A 25,285-nucleotide genomic window follows, 5' to 3' on the forward strand; every position below is an offset into this window, starting at 1 on the left:
ACGTGTGTTCGGTTCCGCGCGGGGTCAGGACACCCAGAGCGGGATGACGCCCGTGGCCACCGCCGCGCCGAAGACCACCAGGCTCACCAGCCAGGCCCACGGCAACAGGAAGCGGATGTGCGAGCCGATGGAGACCCCGCTCAGCCCCACCAGCAGGTAGAAGGAACCGGTCATCGGGCTGATCGGGAAGCCCACGGTCTCCTGACCGGTGATGGAGGCCTGGGCCACGTGCGACGGTTCCACCCCGAATTCCGCGCCCACGGCCGTCAGCACCGGCATCACGGCGAAGTAGTAGGCGTCCGGTCCGAAGAGCAGGCTCATGGGCACCGCGAGGACCCCGATGAGCAGCGGCAGACCCGGGCCGAGGAAGGTGGGCATCGCCCCGGTCATGGCCTGGGCCATCGCGTCGATCATCCCGCTCTCCTCCATGACCCCGAGGAACACCCCGGCGGCCAGCAGGGTGCTGGCCATGAGAATCGCGCCCTTGGCGTGGGCGTCGATGCGGGCGGTCTGCTCCTTCATGCCGGGGTAGTTCAGGACGAGCGCGACGACCAGGGCGAGCATGAACACCAGCTCAGGCGGCAGCACCCCCGAGATGAGCACGCCCACGGTCGCCAGGGTCAGCAGCGCGTTGAGCCGGTACAGGCGCGGGCGCAGCAGTTCGGGGTTCTCGGACTCGTAGACGGGGGCCTGCTCCGCCGCTCCGCTCGCGGTGTGGTCGCCGCCGCCCACGCGACTCGGCGCCCGTTCCTCGGTCGGGACCGCGCGGAGCCGGTTCCGCTCGCGCACCCCCAGGTAGTAGGCGATGGCCACGCAGGTGATCATGCCGATGATCTGGGCGGGGATCAGCGGGACCCACAGGTCGTTGGCGGGGATCCCGCTGGCGGTCGCGGCCCGCGCGGTCGGTCCGCCCCAGGGGACGAAGTTCATGATTCCCGCGCCCAGGCCGGTGAGCGCGGCCAGGACCACGCGTCGCATGCCGAGCGCGTCGTAGAGCGGCAGCATCGCCGGGATGGTGATGAGGAACGTGGTGGCCCCGGCCCCGTCCAGGTGGGCCACCATCGCCAACACCACCGTGGCCACCGCGATGGTCACCGGGTTGTCGCCGGCGAACCGCAGCACCCGGCGGACGATGGGGTCGAACAGGCCCGCGTCGCGCATCACCCCGAAGTACAGGATGGCGAAGACGAACATGGCCGTGGTCGCGGCGACCCCGCCGATGCCCGCCGTCGCGAACTCCGCGACCTCGTCGGGACCGAAACCCATCAGGAACGCCGCGGCGACGGGTACCCCGATCAGGGCGACCACCGCGCCCACGCGGTTGGACAACAACAGCGCGAGCACCACGGCGATGGTCGCGAATCCCATGACGGTCAACATGCGGTCGGCTCCTCGGCTTCCAGGGGGTTGTGGCGCGGGCCACACGCGCCATGTTCGCCCTGGTCGTCCTTGCCTGTCCAGCATCGATCGGGCATTGACCTATGCTCTGAGAGCATGGATCTAACGCTGAGGCAGTTGGAGGTCTTCGCGACCGTCGCCCGTCGCGGGAGTTTCACCGAGGCCGCCGAACGGCTCCACGTCGCCCAGTCCTCCCTGAGCCGCACCGTGAAGTCGATGGAGCGGAGCCTGGGCGTGTCCCTGCTGGAGCGCACCACCCGCAGGGTGCGCTGCACCCCCGAGGGCGAGGAGGTGCTCGCGGTGGCCGAACGCCTGCTCTCCCGGCACCGGGCGGAGATGAACGGCCTGGAACGCTACCTGCGAGGTGATCGCGGCACGGTCACCGTGTCGACCCTGCCCTCCCTGGCGGCCACCCTGTTGCCCCCGGCGATCGTGCGCCTGCGCGAGGAGGCCCCCGAGGTCGACGTGCACGTCCTTGACGGCATGGCCGAGTCGGCCCTGGACCGGTTGGAGGCGGGCGAGAGCGACCTGGCGTTGGTGGCCGTGGGCCGGCTCCGTCCGGGACTCCACGCCTCGGCCCTGGTCCGTGACCGCTTCCTGGCGGTCCTGCCACCGGGGCACCACCTCGCGGAGCGGGACGAGACCACCTGGGCCGAACTGGCCGCCGAGCCCTTCGTCGTCACCGGTGGGGACTCCAGTGTCCGCAGGGTCGTGGAGGACGCCCTACGCGACTCGGGCGTGGACGAGCCGCACCTGATCCAGGCCGGCAACATCTCCACCGTGGGCGGTCTGATCGGCGCGGGAATCGGGGTCTCGGCCCTGCCCGCGCTCACCCTGCCGTTGATGGGCTTCGCCGAACACGCGCGGGTGCCGCTCCAGGGTCCGGTGACCGAACGCCGCATCAGCGTGGTCGTACCCGAACACCGGACCCTGGGGCCGGCCGCCGCCCGCCTGCTGCGGGTGTTGCGGCGGATGCGCGCCCTGGAACATCCCCTGCCCGAGGGCGCCGTCTGGGAGCCCTGACGGTTCCCGGCCGGTGCCGCCGGCCTCAGCGCGGGTCGGCCAGGACCTCCAACAGGCGGTCCACGTCGGTATCGGTGTTGTACAGGTGGAACGCCACCCGCAGTCGGCCATCGCGCACGGCCGCCGCGATACCCGCCTCGGCCAGACGCTCGGCCGCGCCCTCCGGCGCGGGCAGCGAAACGATCGCCGATCCCTTGCCCTCCAGTCCCGCCTCGGCGCGGAACCGGTCGGCCAGGGCGACGTCGTGCTCGTGGATGGCCGGCACTCCCACCCGTTCGATCAGGGCCAGGGAGTGTTCCAGGGAGACGAACGCCGGCCACACCGGTGCCATGTCCAGGCGGTTCGCCTCGGTGCCGTGTTCGATCGCGGCCCCGTACAGCGAGTCCCACTGATCCACGGCCGAGTACCAGTTGGCGGCCAGGGGTCGCAGTTCGCTCAACGCCTCGGTGGTCCCGGACAGGAACGCCGAACCCCGGGTGCCCAACAGCCACTTGTAGGCGCTGCACACCACGTAGTCGAACCGATCGTCGTCGCTGGGCAGCCAACCCGTGGACTGGGTGGTGTCCACCAGGGTCCGGGCGCCGTGGTCGGCGCAGGCCACGACGAGATCGTCCAGCGGGGCCAGGGCACCGTCGGCGGACTGGACCGCCGAGACCGCCACCAGCGCGGTGTCGGGGCGCACCTCGTCGGGCAGTCGGTCCAGGGGTACCTCGCGCACCCGTAGTTCGGAGCGGACGGAGAACGGGTGCACGGTGGAGCTGAACTCGTTCTCGGCGACCAGGACCTCGGACCCGGCGGGCAGGCTCGCGGCGACCGTTCCGGTGAACTGGGAGGTGTGCGTGCCGATGGCCACGCGGTCCGGGGTGAGTCCGGTCAGGCGGGCGTAGGCGGCGCGGGCGCGTTCGATGCCCGGGTCCTGGGCACCGGCGGAGAACCGCCCCGTGGCCACCTCGTGGATGTGCTCTTGGAGGGCCCGCGTCGCCGGGTGGGGCGTCAGGCCGTGGGTGGCGGTGTTGACGTAGGTGCCGTGCGCGGAGAACTCCCGTTGCGCCTCTTGCAGGCGCTGTGCCGTCTGGTCCATGGGAGGCATGGTCACAGGGCAAGGGGAGCGCTTCAAGGGCCGATCCGGTCGGGAGTGGCCCCTTCTCGGTCGGGCCGGCCCGGTCAGTTGCGGAACTTGGCCTGTGCGTCGGTGGAGCCGGCCATGAGTTTGTTGAGCAGGCGGACCAGTTCGCGGCGTTCCTCGGGTTCGAGGGCCTCGGCCCAGGCGCTCTCGCGGCGGTTGTGCGCGCGGAACACGCCCAGGATCGCCCCGTAGCCGGCCTCGGTCAGGCTGAGCTGGAGCGCGCGCCGGTCGTGGGTGGCGCGTTCGCGGGAGAGCAGTCCGTCCCGTTCCAGGGTGTTGAGCAGGGCGGACAGGGCGGCGCGGCTCATGCCGGAGATCTGGGCGGTGGTCTTGGCCTCCATGGGTCCGGCGAGCCAGAGCGCGAAGAGCACACGAAAGCCCGGCCAGGTCCAACCCCGTGGGCGGTGTACCGAGGACTCCAGGTCGTAGACGACCATGCTCGTCGCCCGGTTGAGGGTGAGGATCATGCGCATGGCCTCGGCGTTGACGGAGGGAAGCTCGCGTTCGGCCTTGTGCACCGCGTAGTCCACGAATGACCAGAAGGTGAGCTCGTCGGGGGGTGCGGTGTTGTGAGTCACGACGGCCAGCCTATAACTCGGCCCTTCGTCGGGTCGTTCTCGGTCGCGGTGGCGGGCACGTCGTGGATCGGCGCTCGAAGGGCGAAGGAGTAGCCTGCTTCTGTGAGCCGCGTCACCGATGCTTGGGGTCTGGGCCCCATGGTGCTGTGGTGCGCGACACGTTATGGTCAGATTCATCAAACATTTGATCATTTGGGCGGTTCGAGCCGTCCGCGACGAGTGAAGGGCCCTTCGACCATGGCAGCCAAGCCGTTCGCCTCCTCCGCCGACACCCAGGCCAAGGAACAGACCCTCGAAGTCCTGGCCGACGGCGTCTACGCCCTCACCGCGGAGGGCGACCCCAACGTGGGCGCCATCGAGGGCGAGGACTTCGTCGTGGCCTTCGAGGCACTGGCCACCCCCACCGCCGCCGGGGAATGGCTCGCCAAACTGCGCGAGCACACCGACAAGCCCGTCCGCTACCTGGTGCTCTCGCACTACCACGCGGTCCGCGTCCTGGGCGCCAGCGCCTTCGACGCCACCATCATCCTCACCCACGAGAAGACCCACGAACTCATCCGCGAACGCGGCAAGGAGGACTGGGACAGCGAGTTCGGCCGCATGCCGCGCCTGGCCAAGGACGCCGACTCCGTGCCCGGCCTGACCTGGCCCACCCAGACCTTCGCCGACCGCACCACCATCGACCTGGGCGGCGACCGCGGCGAACTCGTCCTGCAGTACTTCGGACGCGGCCACACCGAGGGCGACATCGTCGCCTGGCTGCCCGAACAGAAGATCCTCTTCGCCGGCGACCTCGTCGAGGCCCAGGCCGCCCTCTACACCGGCGACGCCTTCCACAAGGACTGGGCCGGCGCCACCCTCGACAACGTCAAGGCCCTCCAGGCCGAGATGCTCGTCGGCGGACGCGGCGCCGTCAGCCGCGGCCGCGCCGAGGTGGACGCCGCCATCGAACAGACCCGCAACTTCCTCGACGTGATGATCCGCGAGGTCGGCGCCGTCCACGAACGCGGCGGCACCCTCAAGGAGGCCTTCACCGCCACCCACGTCGCGCTGGTCGACGACTACGGCCACTGGCCCATCTTCGAGCACTGCCTGCCCTTCGACGTCTCGCGCCTGTGGGACGAGTTCTCCGGCATCGAACGACCCGTCATCTGGACCGCGGAGCGCGACCGCCAGGTCTGGGATCAGTTGCAGGACTGACCCTCCCTCTCCACCATCCACCGCGCCCGTACGGGGCGCCCCGAGATACGGAGCCCACCATGCCGCACCCCCCGGCGCCCCGACCACCCGCGGACCCCACCACCGACCCCGTCCTGGTGCTCGGCGCGGGACCGGTCGGACAGACCGCGGCCCTACTGCTCGCCCGACGCGGGGTCCCCGTACGGATCGTCGACGCCCGCCCCGGGCGCGACGCGGTCGGTTCCAAGGCCATCTGCCAGCAACGCGACGTCCTGGACGTGTGGGAATGGCTCGGCGGCGGCACCATCGCCGAAGAAGGCCTGACCTGGAACACCGCTCGCACCTTCTACCAGGGCCACGAACTGTTCAGCGTGCGCCTGCCCGACCCGGGAGCCTCCTCCCTGCCCTCCTTCGTCAACCTCTCCCAGTCCCGCACCGAGGAGGTCCTCGACGACCTCCTCGCCGAGGCCGGGATCGTCATCGGCTGGAACCACGAGGTCACCGGCCTGGACCAGGACGAACACGGTGTCAACGTCGAGTGCGCCACCCCGCACGGACCCGTCCGCCTGCGCGGCTCCCACGCGATCTCCTGCCTGGGCGCCCACGGCGGCGTCGTCCGCGAGGCACTGGGCGTGGACTTCACCGGCACCAGCTTCGACGACCGCTTCCTCATCTGCGACATCCGCGCCGACCTGGGCGACTGGGAACGCGAACGCCGCTTCTACTTCGACCCCGAGTGGAACCCCGGCCGACAGGTCCTCATCCACCCCTGTCCCGACTCGGTGTTCCGCATCGATTGGCAGGTCCCCGCCGACTTCGACCTGGAGACCGAGGAGTCCAGCGGCCGCCTCGACGCCCGCATCCGCCAGATCGTGGGCGAGACCCCCTACGAGATCGTGTGGCACTCGGTGTACCGCTTCCACACCCGGGTGACCGACCGCATGCGCCGAGGCCGGGTCCTGCTCGCCGGGGACAACGCCCACCTGGTCGCCCCGTTCGGCGCCCGCGGCCTCAACTCCGGGGTCCAGGACGTCGAGAACGCCGCCTGGAAGATCGCCTACGTCCGCCACGGGTGGGCCGACGAGACGCTCCTGGAGAGCTACCACACCGAACGTCACGCCGCCGCCTTGGAGAACGCCGACATCACCAGCGCCACCATGCGCTTCCTCGTCCCCCACGACGAGGCCGATCACCGGATGCGCCTGGAAGTGCTCCAGCGCGCCCTCACCGACCCCGACGTCCACCCGAAGGTCGACTCCGGGCGCCTGGCCGAACCGTTCTGGTACTGCGACTCGACCCTCACCACACCCTGCCCCGAACGGCCCTTCGGCGGTCGACCCCCGCGCGGTCAGGCGCCCACGCCCTGCCCCGGCGTGATCCTGCCCGACGTGCCGCTGGCCCTGGCCGAGCGACCCGACCTCATCCGACTGCGACCCCTGCTGCGCGAAGGCCTCACCCTGCTGCTGGGCCCCGCCCCCGAGGGAACCGACGCCGAGACCCTGCGCGCCGCCGTGCACACCATCGCCTCCCGGGCCACCCCCGCCCCGGTCGCCACCCACCACCTGGTCGACGTCGATCCCACCGGTGCCCTGTGCCAGGCCCTGACCCCCGAGCCCGGGCAGGTGTGGCTGATCCGCCCCGACGCCCACGTCGCCGCGGTCGTCGCCGGCACCGACACCGACGCCGTGCGCGCCGCCGTACGCACGGCCCTGGGCCGGGCCGTCACCGAGACCGCGCCCGCGTGGTCCACCGCCCTGACGTAGGACACCGCCCGCCCGGGCATCCCACCAGCAGACCCACGAACTCCAGGAGGACGACGATGGCCCACTACCGCCAGGTCGGCGAGGTGCCCCGCACCCGTCACACCCAGCACCACAACCCCGACGGCGGCCTGTACTACGAGGAGCTCATGGGGGAGGAGGGCTTCTCCGCCGACTCCTCCCTGCTCTACCACCGGGCTATCCCGTCGGCCATCGTCGACGCCGCCGAGTGGGAGGTCCCCGACCAGTCCCGCAAGCGCAACGCCCCGATGATCCCTCGCCACCTCAAGCTCCACGACCTCTTCCAGGGCCAGGAGTGGAAGGCCGCCGACGTCGTGGAGTCCCGCCGCCTGGTCATGGGCAACGACGACGTGCGCATCTCCTACGTCGTGGCGGGGGCGCCCTCGCGCCTGTACCGCAACGGCATCGGCGACGAGTGCGTCTACGTCGAATCCGGCACCGCCCGCGTGGAGACCGTCTTCGGTGTGCTGGAGGTGGGCCGCGGCGACTACGTCATCCTGCCCCGGGCCACCACCCACCGCTGGGTGCCCACCGGCGACGAACCGCTGCGCGCCTACGCCATCGAGGCCAACAGCCACATCGCCCCGCCCAAGCGTTACCTGTCCCGCTACGGCCAGTTCCTGGAGCACTCGCCCTACTGCGAACGCGACCTGCGCGGCCCCCAGGGACCACTGCTGGCCGAGGGCGAGAACGTCGACGTGCTCATCAAGCACCGAGGCGACGGCCCCGGCGGCATCTCCGGCACCGTCTACACCTACCCCACCCACCCCTTCGACGTCGTGGGTTGGGACGGCTGCCTGTACCCGTACGCGTTCAACGTCGAGGACTTCCAACCCATCACCGGCCGCGTCCACCAGCCGCCGCCCGTCCACCAGGTCTTCGAGGGCAACAACTTCGTCATCTGCAACTTCGTGCCCCGCAAGGTCGACTACCACCCCGCTTCCATTCCGGTGCCCTACTACCACTCCAACGTCGACTCCGACGAGGTCATGTTCTACTGCGGCGGCGACTACGAGGCCCGCAAGGGGTCCGGCATCGGGCAGGGCTCCATCTCCCTGCACCCGGGCGGGCACTCCCACGGCCCCCAGCCCGGCGCCTACGAGCGCAGCGTCGGCGTGCAGGCCTTCGACGAACTCGCCGTCATGGTCGACACCTTCCGACCCCTGGACCTGGGCGAGGGCGGCGTCGCCGTCGACGACGGCGTCTACGCCTGGACCTGGTCCAAGGGCCGGCGGGACAAGTGACGGGAGAAGGCATGGGTGACGTCCTCTACCGAGGCCTGTTCGACGACGCCGCGCTGTTCCCACCCGGCAACGCGCCCATGGGCCAGGCCCTGCCCGCGCACCGGGAGCACCGCGCGTCCGCGCGCGCCCCCTACGTGGGCCCCTTCCTGGTCTCCGGGGGACGCGTCGGTGAACTGCGCGCCGTCCTGGCCCGCGAGGAACCAGCGTCCGAACCGCTGGACGTGGTCATCACCGTCCCCGGTGGCGCCGACGACGTACCCGGCGCCCTCGACTCGCTCGGCGTCGACCCGGTCCTGAACCTGGTCGGCATGGAGGTCGCCGCCGCACCGGGCGAGGCCTCCGACACCGCCACCGCGCTCACCAAGGCACTGCCGGGCGGCGCGGTCGGCTACGTCGAGGTGGCCCGAGGAGTGAAGGCGGGCGCCGACATCGCCGCCCTGGCCGGCACCGGCGCCAACGCCAAGTTCCGCACCGGCGGGGTGAAGGCCGAGGCCCATCCCACCGAGGCCGAACTGGCCGACCTGCTCTGGGCGGCCATCACCGCCGGGGTCCCGTTCAAGTGCACGGCCGGACTGCACCACGCCGTCCGCCACACCACCGACGAGGGCTTCGAACAGCACGGATTCCTCAACGTCCTGCTGGCCACCCACACCCTGCTGAACGCGGGGTCGGCGGCCGACGCCGAAGCGGCCCTGGCCGACCGGGACGGTCGCGCACTGGCCGCCCGTATCGCCGCCCTGTCCGACCTCGAACAGGCCGAGATCAGAGCCCGGTTCCGTTCCTTCGGCACGTGCAGCATCATCGACCCCCTGGAGGACCTCACCGTCCTCGGGGCCCTCTAACGACCCGGAAAGCGAGTTCCATGCCCGACAGTTGGCTCGACATCGCCCCCGACGCGCAGTTCGGCCCGGCGACCCTGCCCTATGGGGTGTACACCGTCGACGGCGCGCGCCCCCGCGTGGGCGTGGCCGTGGGCGAGTACGTGCTGGACCTGGGCGCGGTGGCCCGCGCCCAGGGGGCACCGTTCGCCGAGGCGGTGAGCGGCCCGAACCTGGACGCCCTGATGGCCGCCGGTCGGCCGGTGTGGGACCAGGTGCGCCAGAGCCTGACCACCTGGCTCACCGACCCCGTCCACGAGCAGGTCGTGCGCCCCCACCTGGTGGACCGCGCCGCGGTGACGCTGCACCTGCCGTTCACCGTCGGCGACTACGTGGACTTCTACGCCTCCGAGCACCACGCCACCAACGTCGGTCGCATCTTCCGGCCCGAGCAGGAGCCACTGACTCCCAACTGGAAGCACCTGCCCATCGGCTACCACGGCCGTTCGGGCACCATCGTGGTCTCGGGCACCGACATCGTGCGCCCCACCGGCCAGCGCAAACCGCCCACCGAACCCGTCCCGGTGTTCGGTCCCTCCGCGCGCCTGGACATCGAGGCCGAGGTCGGATTCGTCGTCGGCACACCCAGCGCCATGGGCGAACGGGTGCCGGTGGACGACTTCGCCGACCACGTGTTCGGGGTGTTCCTGCTCAACGACTGGTCCTCGCGCGACCTCCAGGCCTGGGAGTACGTGCCGTTGGGCCCGTTCCTGGGCAAGTCGTTCGCCACGTCCATCTCGCCGTGGATCGTGCCGGTCGCCGCCCTGGAGTCGGCCCGCGTGGAACAGCCCGCCCAGGACCCGGAGCCGCTGCCCTACCTGAAGGGCGAGCGGTCGTGGGGCTTGGACCTGCGCCTGGAGGTGCGGCTCAACGGACACGTGGTGTCCAACCCGCCCTTCTCCCAGATGTACTGGACCGCCGCCCAACAGTTGGCGCACATGACCGTCAACGGGGCTTCGTTGCGCACCGGCGACGTGTACGCCTCCGGTACCGTCAGCGGCCCCGAGGTGGAACAGCGTGGTTGCCTCCTGGAACTGACCTGGTCCGGCAAGGAGCCCATCAAGCTGCCCGACGGCACCGAACGCGCGTTCCTGGAGGACGGTGACGAGGTCACCATCACCGCCACCGCCCCGGGCCCCGACGGAACCAGGGTGGACTTCGGCGAGGTCACCGGCAAGATCCTCCCTGCCCGGTAACCCTCTCCGGGCGGCGGTCCGTCACCGACCGCCGCCCGGCACGTGGCCTACAGTGGGCCGACCATGAGCGACCTCCTCGGCATTAACCACCCGACCCTGTCCAGCCCCGATCTCGACGGGCTCGTGGGGTACTACACGGAGCTGCTCGGAGCGGTACTCGCGTTCGAGCGCGCCGCGACCTCCACCACCCCTTGGATCGCGGTCGTCGACGTCGGCGGGGGCGACCACCTCATGATCGTCGAGGCCGGCGACGCCCACCCCACCGGCCTCGACCCCATCGGCGGGGCCGGATGGGGTCTGCGCGTGGGCACACACGCACGACTGTGCGAGATCCGCGAGCGCCTCCTGGAGACCGGAGGGCCGGTCGGAGAGATCGAGACGCTGCCCACGCAGGGGACGATGACGGCACGCGACCCCGACGGGCGCCCCGTGGACGTTCGAGCCCACCGCCCCCGACCCTGATGGCCTCGGCCCCGGCCGGGTCACGTGGTTCTCGCCCTCTTGTCGCCGACAATGAGGGGCCCAGGGCCGGGGAGGGCGGATGGCGGGAGAGCGGGATCGGAGCGAAGGAGCGCGCCGCGCGTCGGGTGCCGTCGCGTTTGCCTTCGATTCGGCCAACGCATCGTCTTCGACGCGACACGGTGTAGGGGTGTTCAGCAGCGCGTTCACGACAGGGCGGATGAAGTCGCCCGGCTCTACGAGAACCCCGAAGTTTTCGTGTCCCAGGGGCTTGACCACCATCTCGCGGTGGAGTTTCGCGAACCGGCCCTGGAAGAGGTGCGATCCCAGCGTTTCCCGGAACATCCCTACCGGTTGAGCAGCCTGTACGTGACCGATGGTGGCCAACCCATCCCCGAGGTTCTGGTGAACGGACACATCGACATCGTGGGGATCGACCGTGAAGTGCGCGCGAACCTCCTCCGACCAGGGGACTCTCCTGCTTGTTGATTCGTCCGGGACCTCAGGGTGTCCCCGTGACGGGAGTGATGGCGAGAGTGCTTTCTCCACTAGAGTGCAGCGCTGTTCGATTGCGGATGGTATAAATGTCCGGGATTCTCTCTGGAATTGATCAGATGCGGGCATTAATGTCAGGAAAAGGGAACATGCCATCTACGGTGGGTGGGAGAGCCAGTGGTGCTCAGGAGGCTTACTCGAAACCAGTGCGAGCGAAGGTGTCGAGCAAGCATGGGAGACTTCTACTCGTTCTCGGGGCGGTAGCGCTCGTATTGGCCGTCCTCGTCGGCTGGTTCGCTGGGAAGGCCATGGGAGGCCAAGAGTCATCGGGGACGACGGCCGAGGGCGGACAGTCGGATGGCACTGAACCGACCATGGAGGATGGGGAATCCGACTCACCTTCGGACTCCAACGAACCCGACAGTTATGGGTTGAGCTCGTTCTCCGTGCAGCATGGGGCCGACATCACCGAAGACCAGTACCCGGTTGGATTCTCGGATTCACCCGAAGGCGGAGTTTCCATGGTCGTCGTCTATCTTCGTTGGAAGTCGACCAACAGCGCCGAGAGTCTCGCGGAGCTGATGAATACCTATCATGATCTCGACTCCGAGGTGACCCGGGAAATAGTCGAAGAGGAAGTGCTGGATCAGCGATCCGAAGACATCTCTCGTATCGCGAACAGGGAAGGCGTGTTTTTCAACGCCGATCTGTTTCCGATGCCAGGGGAGGTTTTCGAGATCACTCCTGTCGGGGTGACATGGTGGTCGACGGGTGAGGACACGGTCGACATGTTCGTTCTAGCCGACGAAGGGTTCGACATCAGTTTGGGAACGCGTTATACCCGTCGTTACATCTACGGTTTCACGATTCAGTGGAACCCCTCGGTGAGAGGCGGCGATTGGTTGGTGACCTCACAGGATGATCCTTCTAGAGATCCCGACTACCAGCCTGCCGAAGAGGAATACCACCTCGATCACGAGTACTGGACCCCCATCGCCGGTGTGACACCTTACGACTATCCCACGCACTCGGATCCGCCAAGGTACTGAGGGAGTCGACGAAAACCAACTGACGGGACCGTGGGCCCGGCGTGAGAGTGGCACCGCTCCGGGCCCAAGACCCCCGTCAGTATCGGTCTCGGCCGGGTCACGTGGTTCTCGCCCTCTTGTCGCCGACAATGAGGGGCCCAGGGCCAGGGAGGGCGGATGTCGGAAGAGCGGGGTCGGAGCGAAGGAGCGCGCCGCGCGTCGGGTGCCGTCGCGTGGCGACCGGCCTTGCTTTCCAAAGCGGACCTGCGCGCCGTCGCCGCACGGGTCTGGCGGGACCTGAAGGAGAGCCAGTTCAGCCTGCTCGCCGCGGGAATGGCGTTCCGGGCGCTCCTCGCGCTGTTCCCCGCCCTCATCGCCGTGGTCAGCGTCTTCGGAATCCTCGCCGACCCGGACGACCTCACCGACCAGATCGGCACCTGGCTGCACGCCGTCCCCAAAGCCGCACGGGAGCTGATCGAGGACCAGCTCCGCACCATCATCGCGACCGACACCGGGACCCTCGGGTTCGCGTTCGGCGGCTCCGTCCTCCTGGCGACCTGGAGTGCCTCCGGCGGCATGTACGGGCTGATGCAGGGCTGCAACGCCGCCTACGACGTCGTGGACAGGCGCAACTACCTCGTCAAGCGCGGCATCGCCCTGTCGTTGGCCCTGGGCGTGGGCGCCTTCCTGTGCGTCGGTGCCGGTTCGATGGTCGTCATCCCGGTACTGCTGGACCAGGTCGGCCTGAACCGGATCGCCGCACTCCTGGTCATCGTCGGCCAGTGGATCGTGCTCGGGTGCGTGACCGTCATGGGCCTGGCCGTCGTCTACCGGATCGCGCCCCACCGCGAGTCACCCTCGGGCCGCCGGCTCACCCCGGGCGTGTTCATCGCGACGGTGTTGTGGGTCGCGGGCTCCTGGGTGTTCACCTTCGCCGTGCAGCGGTTCGGCCACTTCGGCGCGACCTACGGCACACTCGCCGGGGTGATCGTACTGATGCTGTGGCTGTGGTTGTCCTCGATGATCGTGCTGTTGGGGGCCGTGGTCAACGCCGAACTCGAACGTCGGCGCGTGACCGCCCCGACCTAGGGCGTGTACGTCTTGGCGGACAGAGCACCGAGCAGCGCGAGGGCCTCGGCGCTACGGCTCGCCGGCTCCGCCTGGTAACAGAGCAGCTGTTGGCCCGGCGTCTCGGCGACGTCGAAGGTGTGCACCCGAAGCGTCAGCTCACCGACCAGTGGATGCACGAAACCCTTGACCTCCATGCGTTTGCCACGGGCCTGGTTGTGTTCCCAGAACCGCGCGAACTCCGGGCTCGCCCCGAGGAGACCGTCGACGAGCGAACGAATACGCGGATGCTCCGGCGCCCGCCCCTGCGCCAACCGGAGCGCGGCCACCGAGTTGCGCGCCGCGAGCCACCAGTCGGCGTGGAACTCGCGGGCGTCCGGGGCGAGGAACACGTGCTCCACCAGGTTGCGGCCGACGGGAAAGCCGAGGTAGAGGGCCTCGCCGAGCACGTTGTGCGCGAGAACGTCGTAGGCCGCGTTGGTGATGAGCACGGGGGTGTCCGGCCACGAGTCCATCAGCCGCAACAGGTGCGGGTCCACCCGCCGCGCACCGAGGTCGGCGCGTGGACGGGGCGCCAGACCTGCCAGGCGGTAGAGGTGGCCGCGCCCGTCGTCGTCCAGGGTGAGCGCGTCGGCGAGAGCGTCCAGGACCTGCGCCGAGGGCCCGGTCTCCCGCCCCTGTTCGAGCCGGACGTAGTAGTCCACGCTCACGTCGGCGAGCATCGCGACCTCCTCCCGGCGCAGGCCGGGCACCCGGCGCCGGGCGTTACCGTGCAATCCGACGCTCTGCGGCGTGGTCGCGTCACGGCGGGCCCGCAGGAATCGGGCCAGGGCGGGTGTGGTCATGTCGAAACGCTACCCCGCGCCGGGCCCTGGGAGGGAGGGTGCGGTGCACCCAGGCTCGCACCGGCCTGGTCCGGTCGGCCGAGCGCGCACAGGGTGGTGTCTGGACAGAAGAAGGACTCTCACCCAGAGGTTGGGCACCACCATGACAGACCATCCCTACGTCGGCCTGTGGGTCACCGCCGACGGCCACATCCGACACGAACTGTTGCCGGAGGGACGCTACGTCGAGGCCCGAGGCAGCCGGGAACGCGCCTACACCGGCCGGTACACGGTGACCGGCACGCACATCGACTACGTCGACGACACCGGTTTCAGCGCCGACGGCGACTTCGTCGAAGCGAACACCCTGCACCACGCCGGCATGGTGCTCACCCGTCGCGCCGAAGAGGAGAACGCCTGATGAAGGAGATGTCGGACAAGGTCGTACTCATCACCGGAGCCTCCAGCGGCATCGGAGAGGCGACCGCGCTGCACCTGGCCGAGCGGGGTTGCGTCGTGGTGCTGGGAGCGCGCCGAATCGACCGGCTGCGGTCGCTGGTCGAGCGCATCGAAGAGATCGGAGGGCGGGCCCACGCCCACCCCCTCGACGTGACCGACGCCGACGACGTGCGCGCCTTCGTCGACCGCGCCGTCACCGAGCACGGGCGCGTGGACGTACTCGTCAACAACGCTGGCGTCATGCCGTTGTCGCCGCTTGCCGCGCTCAAGACGGACGAGTGGACTCGCATGCTCGACGTCAACGTGCGTGGACTGCTGCACGGCATGGCCGCGGTACTCCCCGTGTTCGAGGCCCAACGCGGCGGCCACGTCGTGACGATCGCCTCGGTCGGGTCCCACGAGGTGTCGCCCACGGCGGCCGTCTACTGCGCCACCAAGTCCGCCGCCTGGGCGATCACCGAGGGGTTGCGCCTGGAGAGCGAACCCTGGCTGCGCGTATCGACGATCACGCCCGGCGTGGTCGAGTCCGAACTCGCGGAGACGATCACCGACCGCACCGCACGCGAGGCGATGGTCGCCTATCGGGCCAACACGATCCCGGCGGCGGCGATCGCCCGCGCCATCGCCTTCGCCATCGAGCAGCCAGAAGAGGTCGACGTCAACGAGATCGTGGTGCGGCCGACCGCGCAGCGTTGAGGTGAAGCGGCCGGTGCGTCCTACGTGGTTCCCAGGGGCCCGAGGGACGCACCGGTCCCGTTCTCGCTAGGCTCTCGCGAAAAGAATCGAACAGATGGGCGACGATGCAGACGAATCCGGTACGCCACACGGTCAACGCCGTCACCCTCACGTCTTTGATGTCCTTTATCGTTCTTTTGATGCTGGTCATCTTCGTGATGTCGACCAAGAGCGGTGTCAATTCCTCGGACACACTCCTGCGAATCCACCTATGGGGATCGCTCGCCCTGGCCGTCGTCCTGTGGCTCACCTTCAAGGTGGCCACCCGTCAAGTGTTGATCACCGACACAGGATTCGAGTTGCGGGGCATGTTCGTCGACCGCTTCGTGCCCTTCCACCTGGTCGACTTCGTGACCATCACCGGAGGGCTCGCCCTGGTGCTGACCGATGGCGGACATCGGCCGATTCCCGGATTCGACCCCTCGCCCTATGGGGAAATGCGGCGCTACCGGCTCCACCACGCCCCGGGGGATCGACTTCAGGAGGAACTCGACCGCTCTCGGCTTCGGGACGTGGAAGGGGAGGCGCACGAGACGACTCGGTTCCGGCCGGACCTGCTCGTACTCGTGGCGACCCTGGTTTTGAGCTTCCTCTCCGCCCAGGCTATCGGGTACCTCGTCGCGCCCTGACAGCAGCGATAGAAGTCCATCGCGCTCTCCGCGGAGGTACCGAACTCCGCCGCGTAGTCCACCGCCTCCGCGACCGACTTCGACGACGCCCCTGAGGATGCCTCCGCGCCCCCGTCACGCCACACCGTTGCGCTCGCTGGCTTGACAAGAGCCCTACGCGTCAACTTATGCTTTACGCATGCAAGAGAAGTTAACAGAAGCGCTGCGGGCTTTGAAATCCCACACGGACGCCCTCCTCGCGTCACGCGTCCTGACCGCCACCAACGACTGGGCCAACCCGATCGGGCACGCCGTGAGCATGCAAACGGCAGCCGAGGACGTTGTGCGCGCGGTCGTGGAGCAAGCACGCCAGAACGGCGCTACGTGGCAGGTGATCGGCGACGCCCTCGGCGTGAGCAGGCAAGCGGCGTTTCAGCGCTACGGCAAACCCATCGACCCCAGAACAGGACAACCCATGAACAACACCCCGCTCCCCGGCACCGTCGAACTGGTCGCTTCCGTGATCGAAGACCTCGCCTCCGGGCACTGGTCACGTGTCACCGAGCAGTTCGACCCGACCATGCGCGACGGACTTTCAGAGGACGCGCTCGCCGCCGCGTGGGCGCAGATCGTCGGCCTGTCGGGAGCGTTCGAGGGGCAGGGAAAGCCGGAGGTCGCCCGGGCCGGTGATGTGACGGTCACGAACACGCCGATCTCGTTCGAGGCGGGCGACTACACCGCACGGATCACGTTCCGTGACGACCGCACCATCGCCGGGCTGCACATACTCGAAAGGCAGACGTCGTGACCATGAAACCTCCAGTCGGCTCGAAGACGGCCCAGGCCCGAGGCGGACCCCGCATGAACAGACGCGACCTGCGATCCATCAGCGTGTTCACCATCTTGTCGTTCGCGCTCGCCTGGTTGCTCGCGCTCCCGCTCTGGCTCGGCGATGGACTCACCAGCCCTTGGTTCCCCGCCGTCGCCGTCGCGACGATGATGACACCGACGATCGCCGCCCTGATCGTCGTGTTCTTCATGGAACGACCGCGGCACAAGGCGTGGACGCTGGGACTATGGCCGCTCAGGCCGGCTCCAAGGCTGCTCGGCTACGCCGCCCTGGGGATCTTCGTGCCCATCGCACTCGTCCTGGTTGCGCTCCCAGTCGGCGCGCTCCTGGGGGTCTACCCGGCCGACTTCGCGAACTTCTCCGCCTTCCAGCAGTCCCTCGACGAGCAAGTGGGCACATCGGGAGCGGCCGAAACCCCGATCCCGATCGGTGCGCTCATCGCCCTCCAGCTCGCCACACTCCCCCTGGCGGCGTTCATCAACCTCATCCCAGCGCTGGGCGAGGAACTCGGGTGGCGGGGATGGCTGCTTCCCAAGCTGATGCCTCTAGGCACTCTTCCGGCTCTGTTGGTCTCCGGCGTGATCTGGGGCCTTTGGCACGCCCCGCTCATCCTGCTCGGGTACAACTACCCCGGCGCGCCGGGCTGGCTCGGCCTGACCGCGATGGTCATCATGTGCGTCCTGATCGGTGCGGTCTTCGGCTGGCTGCGGCTCCGATCAGGATCGGTATGGCCCGCCGCCCTCGCCCACGCCGCGTTCAACGGGGCCGGCGGCAGCTACCTCCTCTTCGCGATGGCGGGCGAGCACATCGACACCACGCAAGCGACGATCCTTGGCTGGAGCGGTTGGATCGTACCGCTCGCGTTCGTGGTGATCCTGATCGCCACCGAACAGTTCGACCCGGCCAAGCACCCGACCACCCCGCCACGGAAATCCGAGTCACCGTCACCATCTACCCATCGAATCAACGACTCGGAACACTAGGCGTTCGCGAAAAGAAGCGAACCGGTAGGCGACGATGCGGACGAAACCGGTATGCCGCACGGTCACCGCCGCCACCCTCACGTCTCTGATGTCCTTCACCGCCCTGTTGACGCCGGCCATCACAGGAGGGCTCGCCCTGGTGCTGACCGATGGCGGACATCGGCCGGTCCCCGGCTTCGCCACGCCCCGGGTACCCTTCTCCAGAACGAATTCGACCGCTCTCGGCTTCGGGACGTGGAAGGGGAGGCGCGCGAGAGAAGCCGATTTCGCCCGGACCTGCTCGTACTCGTGGCGGCCCTCGTTCTGAGCTTCCTCACCGCCTACTCCCTCTTGTGCCTTTTCGCGTCCTGACCGGGGCACTAGAAGTCCATCGCGGTCTCCGAGGACGTGCCGCCGGATCCACCTTGGCCCTGAATGCTCCGAATGTGCACCAGGCGGGTGAGTCGAATGGCCGGGCGGATCAGGAGTTCGATGCTGCCGATGAGAAAGCACCAGGTCCCGGGGACCATCATGCTCGAATAGAAGAACATGATGCTCCCGGCGATGAACCACGCCGCGATCAGGATGTCGTTGCAGATGCTGACGACTTCGTAGCGACGCCGGATGACCAGCTCATGGTGGCCGATGTGCACGGTCAATGGCCGGTGCTCGGGCATGTGTCCTCCCTCGGGTACCTCCTCGTATCCTGCACGTGCTGTACATGCCGGACACGCTCCGTGATGGGGCGTGTCGCCCAGAATCCGTTTTTCCCGCTCGTATCCGGGGCCTGAGCGCCTCGTCCATCCCTCTCCGCGAGGGGTGCTCCCGCAGGAGTGCCCGCCGGTCGTTCTGCGTGCTGTCACCGTCCGGCGCCCGAGTGATGAACGTGTTGAGTCGGATGGTTCCGCGTTCGATCCAGGACCGGATCGTGGCTCGAATCGTTGGAGCACGAACGAACGCGGACGACCTGTTGACGTGTCTTCCCGAGGAAGGTGCGGAGACCGACCCGCGCGGAACGAAGGCGGGATGAGACTCCGGTCGGATCTCAGGTCTTGGTGGCCACGAGCCGGTTCGCGGTCGTTCGGGGATGCTCGACCGCGCTGGTGTGGTCATTCCCCGAACACGCGAACGGCCACCGTCCGATGAGCCAGGACACCACCTTCGGCATTCCTGTTCCTCCTCGGTCGAGGGGAAGACTCTGGGAAACCGGGTTCGGAATTCGGGATGACAATCGAGAATGCGGAATTCGGTATTCGCTAACAGACACCGGGGCCTCACGCAACCGTCTGGCCGTGACCACAAGATAGGTATAATGCCATCGACGGTCACTGTGATGTCAGGGACTTCCGCACCATCGGATGACGGGTTGCATTAACGTCGAAGATGTGGCCTAGCGTTCATGACGCCCATCGAACCCGATGGGCGATAAGCGCCCCGGGTCGTCCTTTCCGGCAAGCACGACTCAGGTATGACTCTCCTCGCGGACGCCCCTGATATCCCACGACGTCGTGATGGTTCGCTCTTTCCGATCATCGTGAAGCATAGAGAACGGAGTGCGAGTGCACCTGGACAGTGTCTCCACACCACGGAACGAAGACTCCGCCGCGCACGCGGCGGCCGTGGCCGAGGAGCAGTCGGTCCTCGACGAGGCCTTCGCCCGCCGCGACGAGCTACTCCAGCACCTCGACGCCGAACTCGCGATCCCGGCGGGCGACGCGACCGGGCATGCCCGGATGCGCGTGTTGGCCGCCCACCGCGAGGATCTGCGGCGCGCCGACCAGGGTCTGATCTTCGGCCGACTCGACGCGCTCGACCGGACGGTCCTGCATGTGGGGCGGGTCGGCATCTCCAGCGCCGGAGACGACGATGATCCCCTGGTGATCGATTGGCGTGCACCGGCCGCACGGGCCTTCTACACCGCGACACCGATCGACCCCCAGGGCCAGGGCCGACGTCGCCACGTACGCGTCGACGGGTGCGTGGTGATCGGCGTCGATGACGAACCACTCGATGGGTCGGGTGCGAACGAGCTGGTCGGTGAGGGCGCCCTGCTCGCAGCCCTCGACGAGCGGCGCACCGGCCGAATGGGCACCGCCGCGGCCACCCTGCAACGTGAGCAGGACGATGTGATCCGCGCCGACTCCCGCGGGCCACTGGTCGTCCAAGGCGGCCCGGGCACCGGCAAGACCGTGGTGGCACTGCACCGAGTGGCGTACCTGCTCTTCACCCATCCGCGGCTCGCCGCACAGGGCGTACTGGTTCTCGGACCGTCACTGCGTTTCCTGGACTACATCACCCAGGTGCTGCCGGCACTCGGGGAGACCGCCATCGTCTCGGCGACCTGCGACACCCTCGTGCCGGGAATCGGTGTGGAGCGTGCCGAGTCGCGCGAAGTCGCGGAGATCAAAGGTCGGGCGCTCTGGCAACAGGCACTCTCCGAGTACTCCGCGGCGCTCGTCCCGCGGCCCGTCGACCTCGAACTGGAGTGGGAGGGGGAGCGGTACACGATCGATGAACGACGGGTCGCCAGAGCCCTCGCCTCGGCTACCTCGGGGCACTCCTACCACGCGGCGCGCGCCGGCTTCAGCGAACAGGTCCACCATCTTCTGACCGATGCGATAGCCGAACGCAACGAAGAGACACTGGCGAGAATGGAGGAGGGCTTCGAGGACATACTCGATCGGTTCGACGCCGGATTCGCTCACTCCGACAATCGTGCCGCGAGCAATGGCACCACCGGCACCGATGTCGACGGGGAACTCACGGAGGAGGACCTGGAGCGGCTGCACGACCGGATCGCCACCGACCCCGGCGTGGCCGCGACGTTGCGGGAATGGTGGCCGACCCGCGATACGAAGGTGGAACTACGTCGGCTCCTTGGTGACGAAGCGCTCTTGCGCCGATGGGTGCCGGGGCTCACCGACACCGAAAGAGGAATGGTTCTCGCTGAACCGCGAGAGTGGGCGAGCAGCGACATCCCCCTGTTCGATGCCCTGGCCGACTCGCTGGGTGATGCTCGGTCGAACGGTGAGCAGGGGGAGTTTCTGACCGATCGTGCCGCGGCACGCAGGGACTGGGTCTACGGACACGTCGTCATCGACGAAGCCCAGGAGCTCTCGGAGATGCAGTGGCAGATGGTGATGCGCCGATGCCCTTCGCGGTCGATCACCGCTGTAGGCGACATCGACCAGGCCGAGGCGCCGCACCGGCACACCACCTGGGAGGAGGCGGTCGGTGCGGCCTTCGGCGAGAGGTGGACGGAGGCCCGATTGACCATCTGTTACCGCACTCCGTTCGAGGCCATGGCTCTCACCGGGCCGGTGCTCCAGAACGCGGGAAGTCGGAACGAGCCGCCTCGCGCGGTCCGGGCCTCAGGCGTCGAGCCCTGGGAACGCGCTGTGGAAGAGGGCCATCTCGTGGCCGAGGCGGCACGTGTCGTCGAGGAGCTGTCGAAACGATGGACGGGAGGGCTGGTCGGTGTCATCGCGCCCCTCGAACGCGTGCCGGCTTTGCGCGCGGCGCTACCCGACGTATCGGTTCTCTCCGCGACCGAGGCCAAGGGCCTGGAATGGGACGCCACCCTGCTCATCGACGCCCCGGGCATCGTCGCTGAACCGCGAGGCTGGAACGGGCTCTATGTCGCGCTCACCCGATGCACCAAGGAACTGGGGCGACTGCATCTGACGTGAAGGGATCCCGTTCCCACCGATCGCTTCGCCGGACGCTCGGCCGGGGTTCCCCGGCCGAGCGCCGTGCGTGGTCGACCACCGGGTCCGGTCGTCGACCTTCGCACGGCCGTCAGTCCGGCGGGTCCAGCGGTGACATCGCGGGGGAGTGGTTGAACAACCGGAGTTTGGCCGCCCCCGGTTCGATGAGGGAGACGAAACCCGAAGCGACGTCGACGATGCTCAGACTCGCCGGATGGCTCGGCACCGTGCGACTCGGGTCCAGTCCCACGGCGGCCCCGAGGAAGGCCCGGACCGGCCCGCCATGGGTGACGACCAGGAGCGTCCCATGGTCACCCTCCCTCGCCCGCCGCACGGCGGCGTCCACCCCGGCGACCACCCGATCGGTGAGTTCGCCGAAGCTCTCGGCGCCCGGGGGGTGGAACCTCCCCGCCCGCCACTCGGTGTACTCTGCGGCGTCCTCCTCCTTGATCTGCGCCGAGTACCGCCCCTCCCAGTCGCCCAGGTAGGCCTCGTTGAGCCTGGGATCGCACACATCCGGTTCGACACCGAGCACCTCGGCGGTCTCCCGCGTGCGACACAGACTCGAAGTGACGACGTACCCGGGGGCCAGGTGAGCGACCGTCCGTGCCAGCGCGGCGACCTGCCGGCGCCCGTCCTGCGACAGGCCGATGTCCTGCTGCCCTTGGAGACGGCGCTGTCCGTTCCACGCGGTTTCGCCGTGGCGGACCAGGATCAGTCGCGTCATCGGACCACCTCGGTGTCCAGAAGGGCGCCATCGACGTCGAAGTAGGCGTCCGGAGCCTGCGGTGGACGCAGCCCGATCCCGTCGCCGGGCAACAGGTCGACCGGTGTGTCGCGGGAGACGCTCACCCGCGTACCGTCGAGAAGGTCCACGCCCACGACCCACTTGTCGGCCATCGGAACCTGATCGGCGAACGTCGCCTCCAGACATCCGGAAGCCGACGCCTCAAGATCGATTTCGATCGAACCCGCCCGGTACATCGCCTTGAGCGCCCCGCCTCGGACCGAAGCGGGGGCGGCGCCGCAGTCGACGCCGAACGCCGACAGACGCCCGCCGGCGACCTCGCAATCGATGATGTTCGCCGGTGGGGTGCCGATGAACGTGGCGGTGAACGCGGTACGCGGTGATTCGAGCAGTTCCCGCGGAGTGCCGAACTGTTCGATCCGGCCGTCCTTCATCAGCGCGATGTGCGTGGCCATGGTCATCGCCTCGACCTGGTCGTGCGTGACGTAGACGCTCGTGGCACCGGTCGACCTGTGCACGCGCATCAGTTCGCCACGGGTGTCCACCCGAAGTTTCGCGTCGAGGTTGGACAACGGTTCGTCGAACAGCAACACCTTGGGCTGCGGGGCGATCATGCGGGCGATCGCCACGCGCTGCTGTTGACCGCCACTGATCTCTCCCGGATACCGGTCGGCCAGGTCGGAGATCGACAGCAACGACAACACCTCCTCGCCCCGGGCCCGCCGCGCCTCCTTCGACCACTTGGCCACGGTCAGCGGCCAGGTGACGTTCTGGAACACGGTCTTGTGCGGCCACAACGCGTAGGACTGGAAGACCAGACCGGCCTCGCGTTCGGCGGGTGGCACCATCTCGGTTCCGTCACCGCGGGCGATGACGCGGTCGCCGAAGCGGATCTCACCCCCGGTGGGATCCTCCAACCCCGCGAGCATCCGCAGAGTCGTCGTCTTTCCGCACCCGGACGGCCCGAGCAGCACCAGGAACGAGCCCTCCGGTACGTCGATCGATATGCCGTCGACGGCCGGGGTGTCGCCGAAGTCCTTGCGCAGATCGGTGATGGTCAGGGAGGCCGAGGAGGCTCGGGGTCGCATGTCGGTCCTTTCGACCCGGTGAAGACCGGTCCTTGAGGTCATGAGTTCGAGTTCCAGGGCTGGGCGGCGCCTTCGAAACGCCGGGCGATGATGGTCGCCGCGACCGAGATCACCGCGATGACGACCGTGACCGCGTTGGCCAATTGGGTGAAGTTCTCCGAGGAGTACTGGTAGGTGAGGACGGCCAGGACCGGCATCGCCGGGGTCGCCAGCAGCACGACCAGGGAGAGGTCGCGCACCATCTGGACGAACACGAGCACCCCGCCGGTGAACAGACCACGGGCCGTCAACGGCGCGATGATGGCACCGATCCTGCGGAACAGACCGGCGCCGGCCATCACCGCGGACTCCTCGACGTCCTTGGACACCTGGCTCAGGGCCGCGGTGCCCGACCGGACCGAGAACGGGATCGTCGCCGCGATCCCGGCCAACACGAGGATCGCGAACGTTCCGTACAGGCTCGGAAGAGGGCCGATGGGCGCCCCGAACTGTGCGATGAACGCCGCGCCCAACGCGATTCCGGGGATGAGGAACGGCACGAACGAGGTGACGTTCAAGGTCCCCACCAGCCGCTTCGGGCCGCTCGACCGGGTGATGACATAGGAGATGAGCAACCCGAGGACACCGGCGCCGATCGCCACGCACACCCCGAGCAGGACGGTGTTCCAGGTGGCCTGAAGGATCTGCGGGTTGTTCAGCACGCCCGGCTGTCCCTGGGCGAGCGCGGGGTCCGAACCACCGATCCAGTAGTGCAGGGTCAGCCCGGAGGTGAAGTCGTTCGTGTGTCGGGTCAGCGAACTGAGCACCAGCACGATGCCGGGCACGATCGTGGTGCACGTGACCAGCAGCCACGCGAGCCCGGCCACGGGGCGCCCCAACAGCCCGAGTTCGACGCCCCGTCGACGGCCGCCCTTGCCGGTGATCGTCTCGAAGCTCCGCCGACCCCCGGTGACGCGGGTCGACGCGTACATGATCAGCGCCGCGACGAGGATGAGCACGATCGACAACACGTATCCGCGTGAGACGTCACCGGTCGAGATCGCCCCGTACAACCGGGTCGAGAGCGTGTGGAACCGGACCGGCAGACCCAGCAGGGCGGGTGAGACGAAGTTGGAGACGCCTTCGGCGAACGCGAGCAGCGCGCCGGAGATCATCGCCGGGGCCACCACGGGCAACGCGATGTCCTTGGCCACCCGCAGCGTGGAGGCGCCCGTCATCTCCGCGGCCTCCATGAGGTCGCCGTTGACACCGGCCAGCGCCGCCGCGATGAGCATGAACGACAGTGAGAAGTAGTGGGCCGTCAAGGTCGCGGCGACCGGCACCGGGCCCCAGGCCAACCAATCAGGGACGGAGATCCCCAGGTTCACGAGGATTCCGGTGGATCCGCCCACCAGGTCGTTGCGAAAGACCGACTCCCACGCCAGCGCCAGCGCGAAGCTCGGTAGCGCGAAGGGGATCATCGCCAGCAATCCAAGGAGCCTTCGCCCGGGAATGCGGGTCATCACCACGACCCAGGCGAGGAATCCACCGATCACCGTGGAGCCGACGGCCGTGGCGACCCCCATGAGGATCGAGTTGCCCATGGGCCGCCACAGCAGGTTCTGTGACATCGGGCTGGCGAACACGTCCGACCACGCCTGGCGGTTATCGCTCTGCAAGGTCGTGTTGACCAGCCCGATGAGCGGTGCCATCACCAGGACCAGGAGGACGAGCAGGGTGCCGGCCCCCAGCACCACGGTCGGCCGGGTGAGCGCCGTGCGCGCACGGGCCACCGTACGGCCGACCGTGGTGCGGCGGGGAGCGGGTGCCGTTGACATCGGGTCCTTTCGGGCGGTGAGGAGATCGAGGAAG

24 protein-coding genes are annotated in these 25,285 nt (G+C 68.6%); 16 read left to right on the forward strand and 8 right to left on the reverse strand.

Annotated features, from left to right (window positions below; translation table 11 throughout):
- Positions 1-24 precede the first annotated feature (24 nt).
- Positions 25-1,380 carry a CitMHS family transporter gene (locus ACWGSK_RS23260; RefSeq protein ID WP_358506131.1) on the reverse strand — a complete coding sequence of 452 codons (1,356 nt, stop codon included), beginning with the start codon at positions 1,378-1,380 and terminating at the stop codon, positions 25-27.
- A gap of 114 nt (positions 1,381-1,494) precedes the next feature.
- On the opposite strand from ACWGSK_RS23260, the gene ACWGSK_RS23265 reads away from it, so the two are divergent.
- Complete coding sequence (locus ACWGSK_RS23265; protein ID WP_358506128.1) at positions 1,495-2,421, forward strand: LysR family transcriptional regulator; 927 nt, start codon at positions 1,495-1,497, stop codon at positions 2,419-2,421.
- Between the two features lie 25 nt (positions 2,422-2,446).
- Here ACWGSK_RS23265 and ACWGSK_RS23270 read toward each other — a convergent pair whose 3' ends face one another.
- Both ACWGSK_RS23270 and ACWGSK_RS23275 read right to left on the reverse strand, forming a co-directional pair.
- Complete coding sequence (locus ACWGSK_RS23270) at positions 2,447-3,502, reverse strand: aminotransferase class V-fold PLP-dependent enzyme (protein WP_452456737.1); 1,056 nt, start codon at positions 3,500-3,502, stop codon at positions 2,447-2,449.
- Between the two features lie 83 nt (positions 3,503-3,585).
- Positions 3,586-4,125, reverse strand: coding sequence for a MarR family winged helix-turn-helix transcriptional regulator (locus ACWGSK_RS23275; RefSeq protein WP_087103498.1), 540 nt, complete (start codon positions 4,123-4,125; stop codon positions 3,586-3,588).
- Positions 4,126-4,362: 237 nt separating this feature from the next.
- Here ACWGSK_RS23275 and ACWGSK_RS23280 point away from each other — a divergent pair, with 237 nt between their 5' ends.
- The 9 genes from ACWGSK_RS23280 (at position 4,363) to ACWGSK_RS23320 (ending at position 13,474) form a co-directional block, all read left to right on the forward strand.
- Entirely contained in the window at positions 4,363-5,325 is a 963-nt protein-coding gene (locus ACWGSK_RS23280) for an MBL fold metallo-hydrolase (RefSeq protein ID WP_087103500.1), read from the forward strand.
- 59 nt (positions 5,326-5,384) lie between these two features.
- Complete coding sequence (locus ACWGSK_RS23285; RefSeq protein ID WP_452456738.1) at positions 5,385-7,067, forward strand: FAD-dependent monooxygenase; 1,683 nt, start codon at positions 5,385-5,387, stop codon at positions 7,065-7,067.
- Positions 7,068-7,123: 56 nt separating this feature from the next.
- On the forward strand, positions 7,124-8,329 hold the full coding sequence (locus tag ACWGSK_RS23290; RefSeq protein WP_087101761.1) for a homogentisate 1,2-dioxygenase: 1,206 nt from the start codon (positions 7,124-7,126) through the stop codon (positions 8,327-8,329).
- 11 nt (positions 8,330-8,340) lie between these two features.
- Positions 8,341-9,171, forward strand: a complete 831-nt coding sequence (locus tag ACWGSK_RS23295; RefSeq protein WP_452456739.1) for a hypothetical protein — start codon at positions 8,341-8,343, stop codon at positions 9,169-9,171.
- A gap of 20 nt (positions 9,172-9,191) precedes the next feature.
- Complete coding sequence (gene fahA, locus ACWGSK_RS23300) at positions 9,192-10,403, forward strand: fumarylacetoacetase (protein ID WP_358506114.1); 1,212 nt, start codon at positions 9,192-9,194, stop codon at positions 10,401-10,403.
- A 63-nt stretch (positions 10,404-10,466) separates the two neighbouring features.
- Positions 10,467-10,865, forward strand: coding sequence for a VOC family protein (locus ACWGSK_RS23305; RefSeq protein ID WP_067599695.1), 399 nt, complete (start codon positions 10,467-10,469; stop codon positions 10,863-10,865).
- A gap of 285 nt (positions 10,866-11,150) precedes the next feature.
- A complete protein-coding gene (locus ACWGSK_RS23310; protein ID WP_157090956.1) occupies positions 11,151-11,351 on the forward strand; it encodes a hypothetical protein in 201 nt (66 codons plus the stop codon).
- A 95-nt stretch (positions 11,352-11,446) separates the two neighbouring features.
- A complete protein-coding gene (locus ACWGSK_RS23315; protein WP_143847550.1) occupies positions 11,447-12,406 on the forward strand; it encodes a hypothetical protein in 960 nt (319 codons plus the stop codon).
- A gap of 225 nt (positions 12,407-12,631) precedes the next feature.
- Positions 12,632-13,474 (forward strand): YihY/virulence factor BrkB family protein, encoded by an 843-nt coding sequence (locus ACWGSK_RS23320; RefSeq protein WP_223809112.1) that lies wholly within the window; start codon positions 12,632-12,634, stop codon positions 13,472-13,474.
- On the opposite strand, the gene ACWGSK_RS23325 is transcribed toward ACWGSK_RS23320, so the two are convergent.
- Positions 13,471-14,298 carry a helix-turn-helix transcriptional regulator gene (locus ACWGSK_RS23325; protein ID WP_452456740.1) on the reverse strand — a complete coding sequence of 276 codons (828 nt, stop codon included), beginning with the start codon at positions 14,296-14,298 and terminating at the stop codon, positions 13,471-13,473. The two genes, ACWGSK_RS23320 and ACWGSK_RS23325, sit on opposite strands and share 4 nt — an antisense overlap.
- Positions 14,299-14,440: 142 nt before the next feature.
- Between ACWGSK_RS23325 and ACWGSK_RS23330 the strand changes: the two genes are divergently transcribed.
- The 5 genes from ACWGSK_RS23330 to ACWGSK_RS23350 all read left to right on the forward strand — a co-directional run bounded on the left by ACWGSK_RS23330 (position 14,441) and on the right by ACWGSK_RS23350 (position 17,912).
- A complete protein-coding gene (locus tag ACWGSK_RS23330; protein ID WP_067599704.1) occupies positions 14,441-14,698 on the forward strand; it encodes an Atu4866 domain-containing protein in 258 nt (85 codons plus the stop codon).
- Positions 14,698-15,432 carry an SDR family oxidoreductase gene (locus ACWGSK_RS23335; RefSeq protein ID WP_067599601.1) on the forward strand — a complete coding sequence of 245 codons (735 nt, stop codon included), beginning with the start codon at positions 14,698-14,700 and terminating at the stop codon, positions 15,430-15,432. Before ACWGSK_RS23330 ends, ACWGSK_RS23335 begins: the two co-directional genes overlap by 1 nt.
- A 179-nt stretch (positions 15,433-15,611) precedes the next feature.
- A complete protein-coding gene (locus tag ACWGSK_RS23340) occupies positions 15,612-16,100 on the forward strand; it encodes a hypothetical protein (protein ID WP_452456741.1) in 489 nt (162 codons plus the stop codon).
- Positions 16,101-16,278: 178 nt separating this feature from the next.
- Positions 16,279-16,887 carry a DUF3887 domain-containing protein gene (locus ACWGSK_RS23345; protein WP_452456742.1) on the forward strand — a complete coding sequence of 203 codons (609 nt, stop codon included), beginning with the start codon at positions 16,279-16,281 and terminating at the stop codon, positions 16,885-16,887.
- 53 nt (positions 16,888-16,940) lie between these two features.
- A complete protein-coding gene (locus tag ACWGSK_RS23350) occupies positions 16,941-17,912 on the forward strand; it encodes a CPBP family intramembrane glutamic endopeptidase (protein WP_452456743.1) in 972 nt (323 codons plus the stop codon).
- A gap of 359 nt (positions 17,913-18,271) precedes the next feature.
- On the opposite strand, the gene ACWGSK_RS23355 is transcribed toward ACWGSK_RS23350, so the two are convergent.
- Positions 18,272-18,568, reverse strand: a complete 297-nt coding sequence (locus ACWGSK_RS23355; protein WP_067599614.1) for a YrhK family protein — start codon at positions 18,566-18,568, stop codon at positions 18,272-18,274.
- An 882-nt stretch (positions 18,569-19,450) separates the two neighbouring features.
- Here ACWGSK_RS23355 and ACWGSK_RS23360 point away from each other — a divergent pair.
- Positions 19,451-21,580 (forward strand): HelD family protein, encoded by a 2,130-nt coding sequence (locus ACWGSK_RS23360; RefSeq protein ID WP_452456744.1) that lies wholly within the window; start codon positions 19,451-19,453, stop codon positions 21,578-21,580.
- Positions 21,581-21,689: 109 nt separating this feature from the next.
- On the opposite strand, the gene ACWGSK_RS23365 is transcribed toward ACWGSK_RS23360, so the two are convergent.
- The 3 genes from ACWGSK_RS23365 to ACWGSK_RS23375 are packed head-to-tail and all read right to left on the reverse strand — an operon-like array spanning position 21,690 to position 25,251.
- On the reverse strand, positions 21,690-22,325 hold the full coding sequence (locus ACWGSK_RS23365) for a histidine phosphatase family protein (RefSeq protein ID WP_067599620.1): 636 nt from the start codon (positions 22,323-22,325) through the stop codon (positions 21,690-21,692).
- Positions 22,322-23,434 (reverse strand): ABC transporter ATP-binding protein, encoded by a 1,113-nt coding sequence (locus ACWGSK_RS23370; protein WP_067599712.1) that lies wholly within the window; start codon positions 23,432-23,434, stop codon positions 22,322-22,324. The genes ACWGSK_RS23365 and ACWGSK_RS23370 overlap by 4 nt, the downstream gene beginning before the upstream one ends.
- 38 nt (positions 23,435-23,472) lie before the next feature.
- Positions 23,473-25,251, reverse strand: a complete 1,779-nt coding sequence (locus ACWGSK_RS23375; protein WP_452456745.1) for an ABC transporter permease — start codon at positions 25,249-25,251, stop codon at positions 23,473-23,475.
- Positions 25,252-25,285: the final 34 nt, after the last annotated feature.

This window comes from Nocardiopsis sp. NPDC055551 (genome assembly GCF_053619415.1).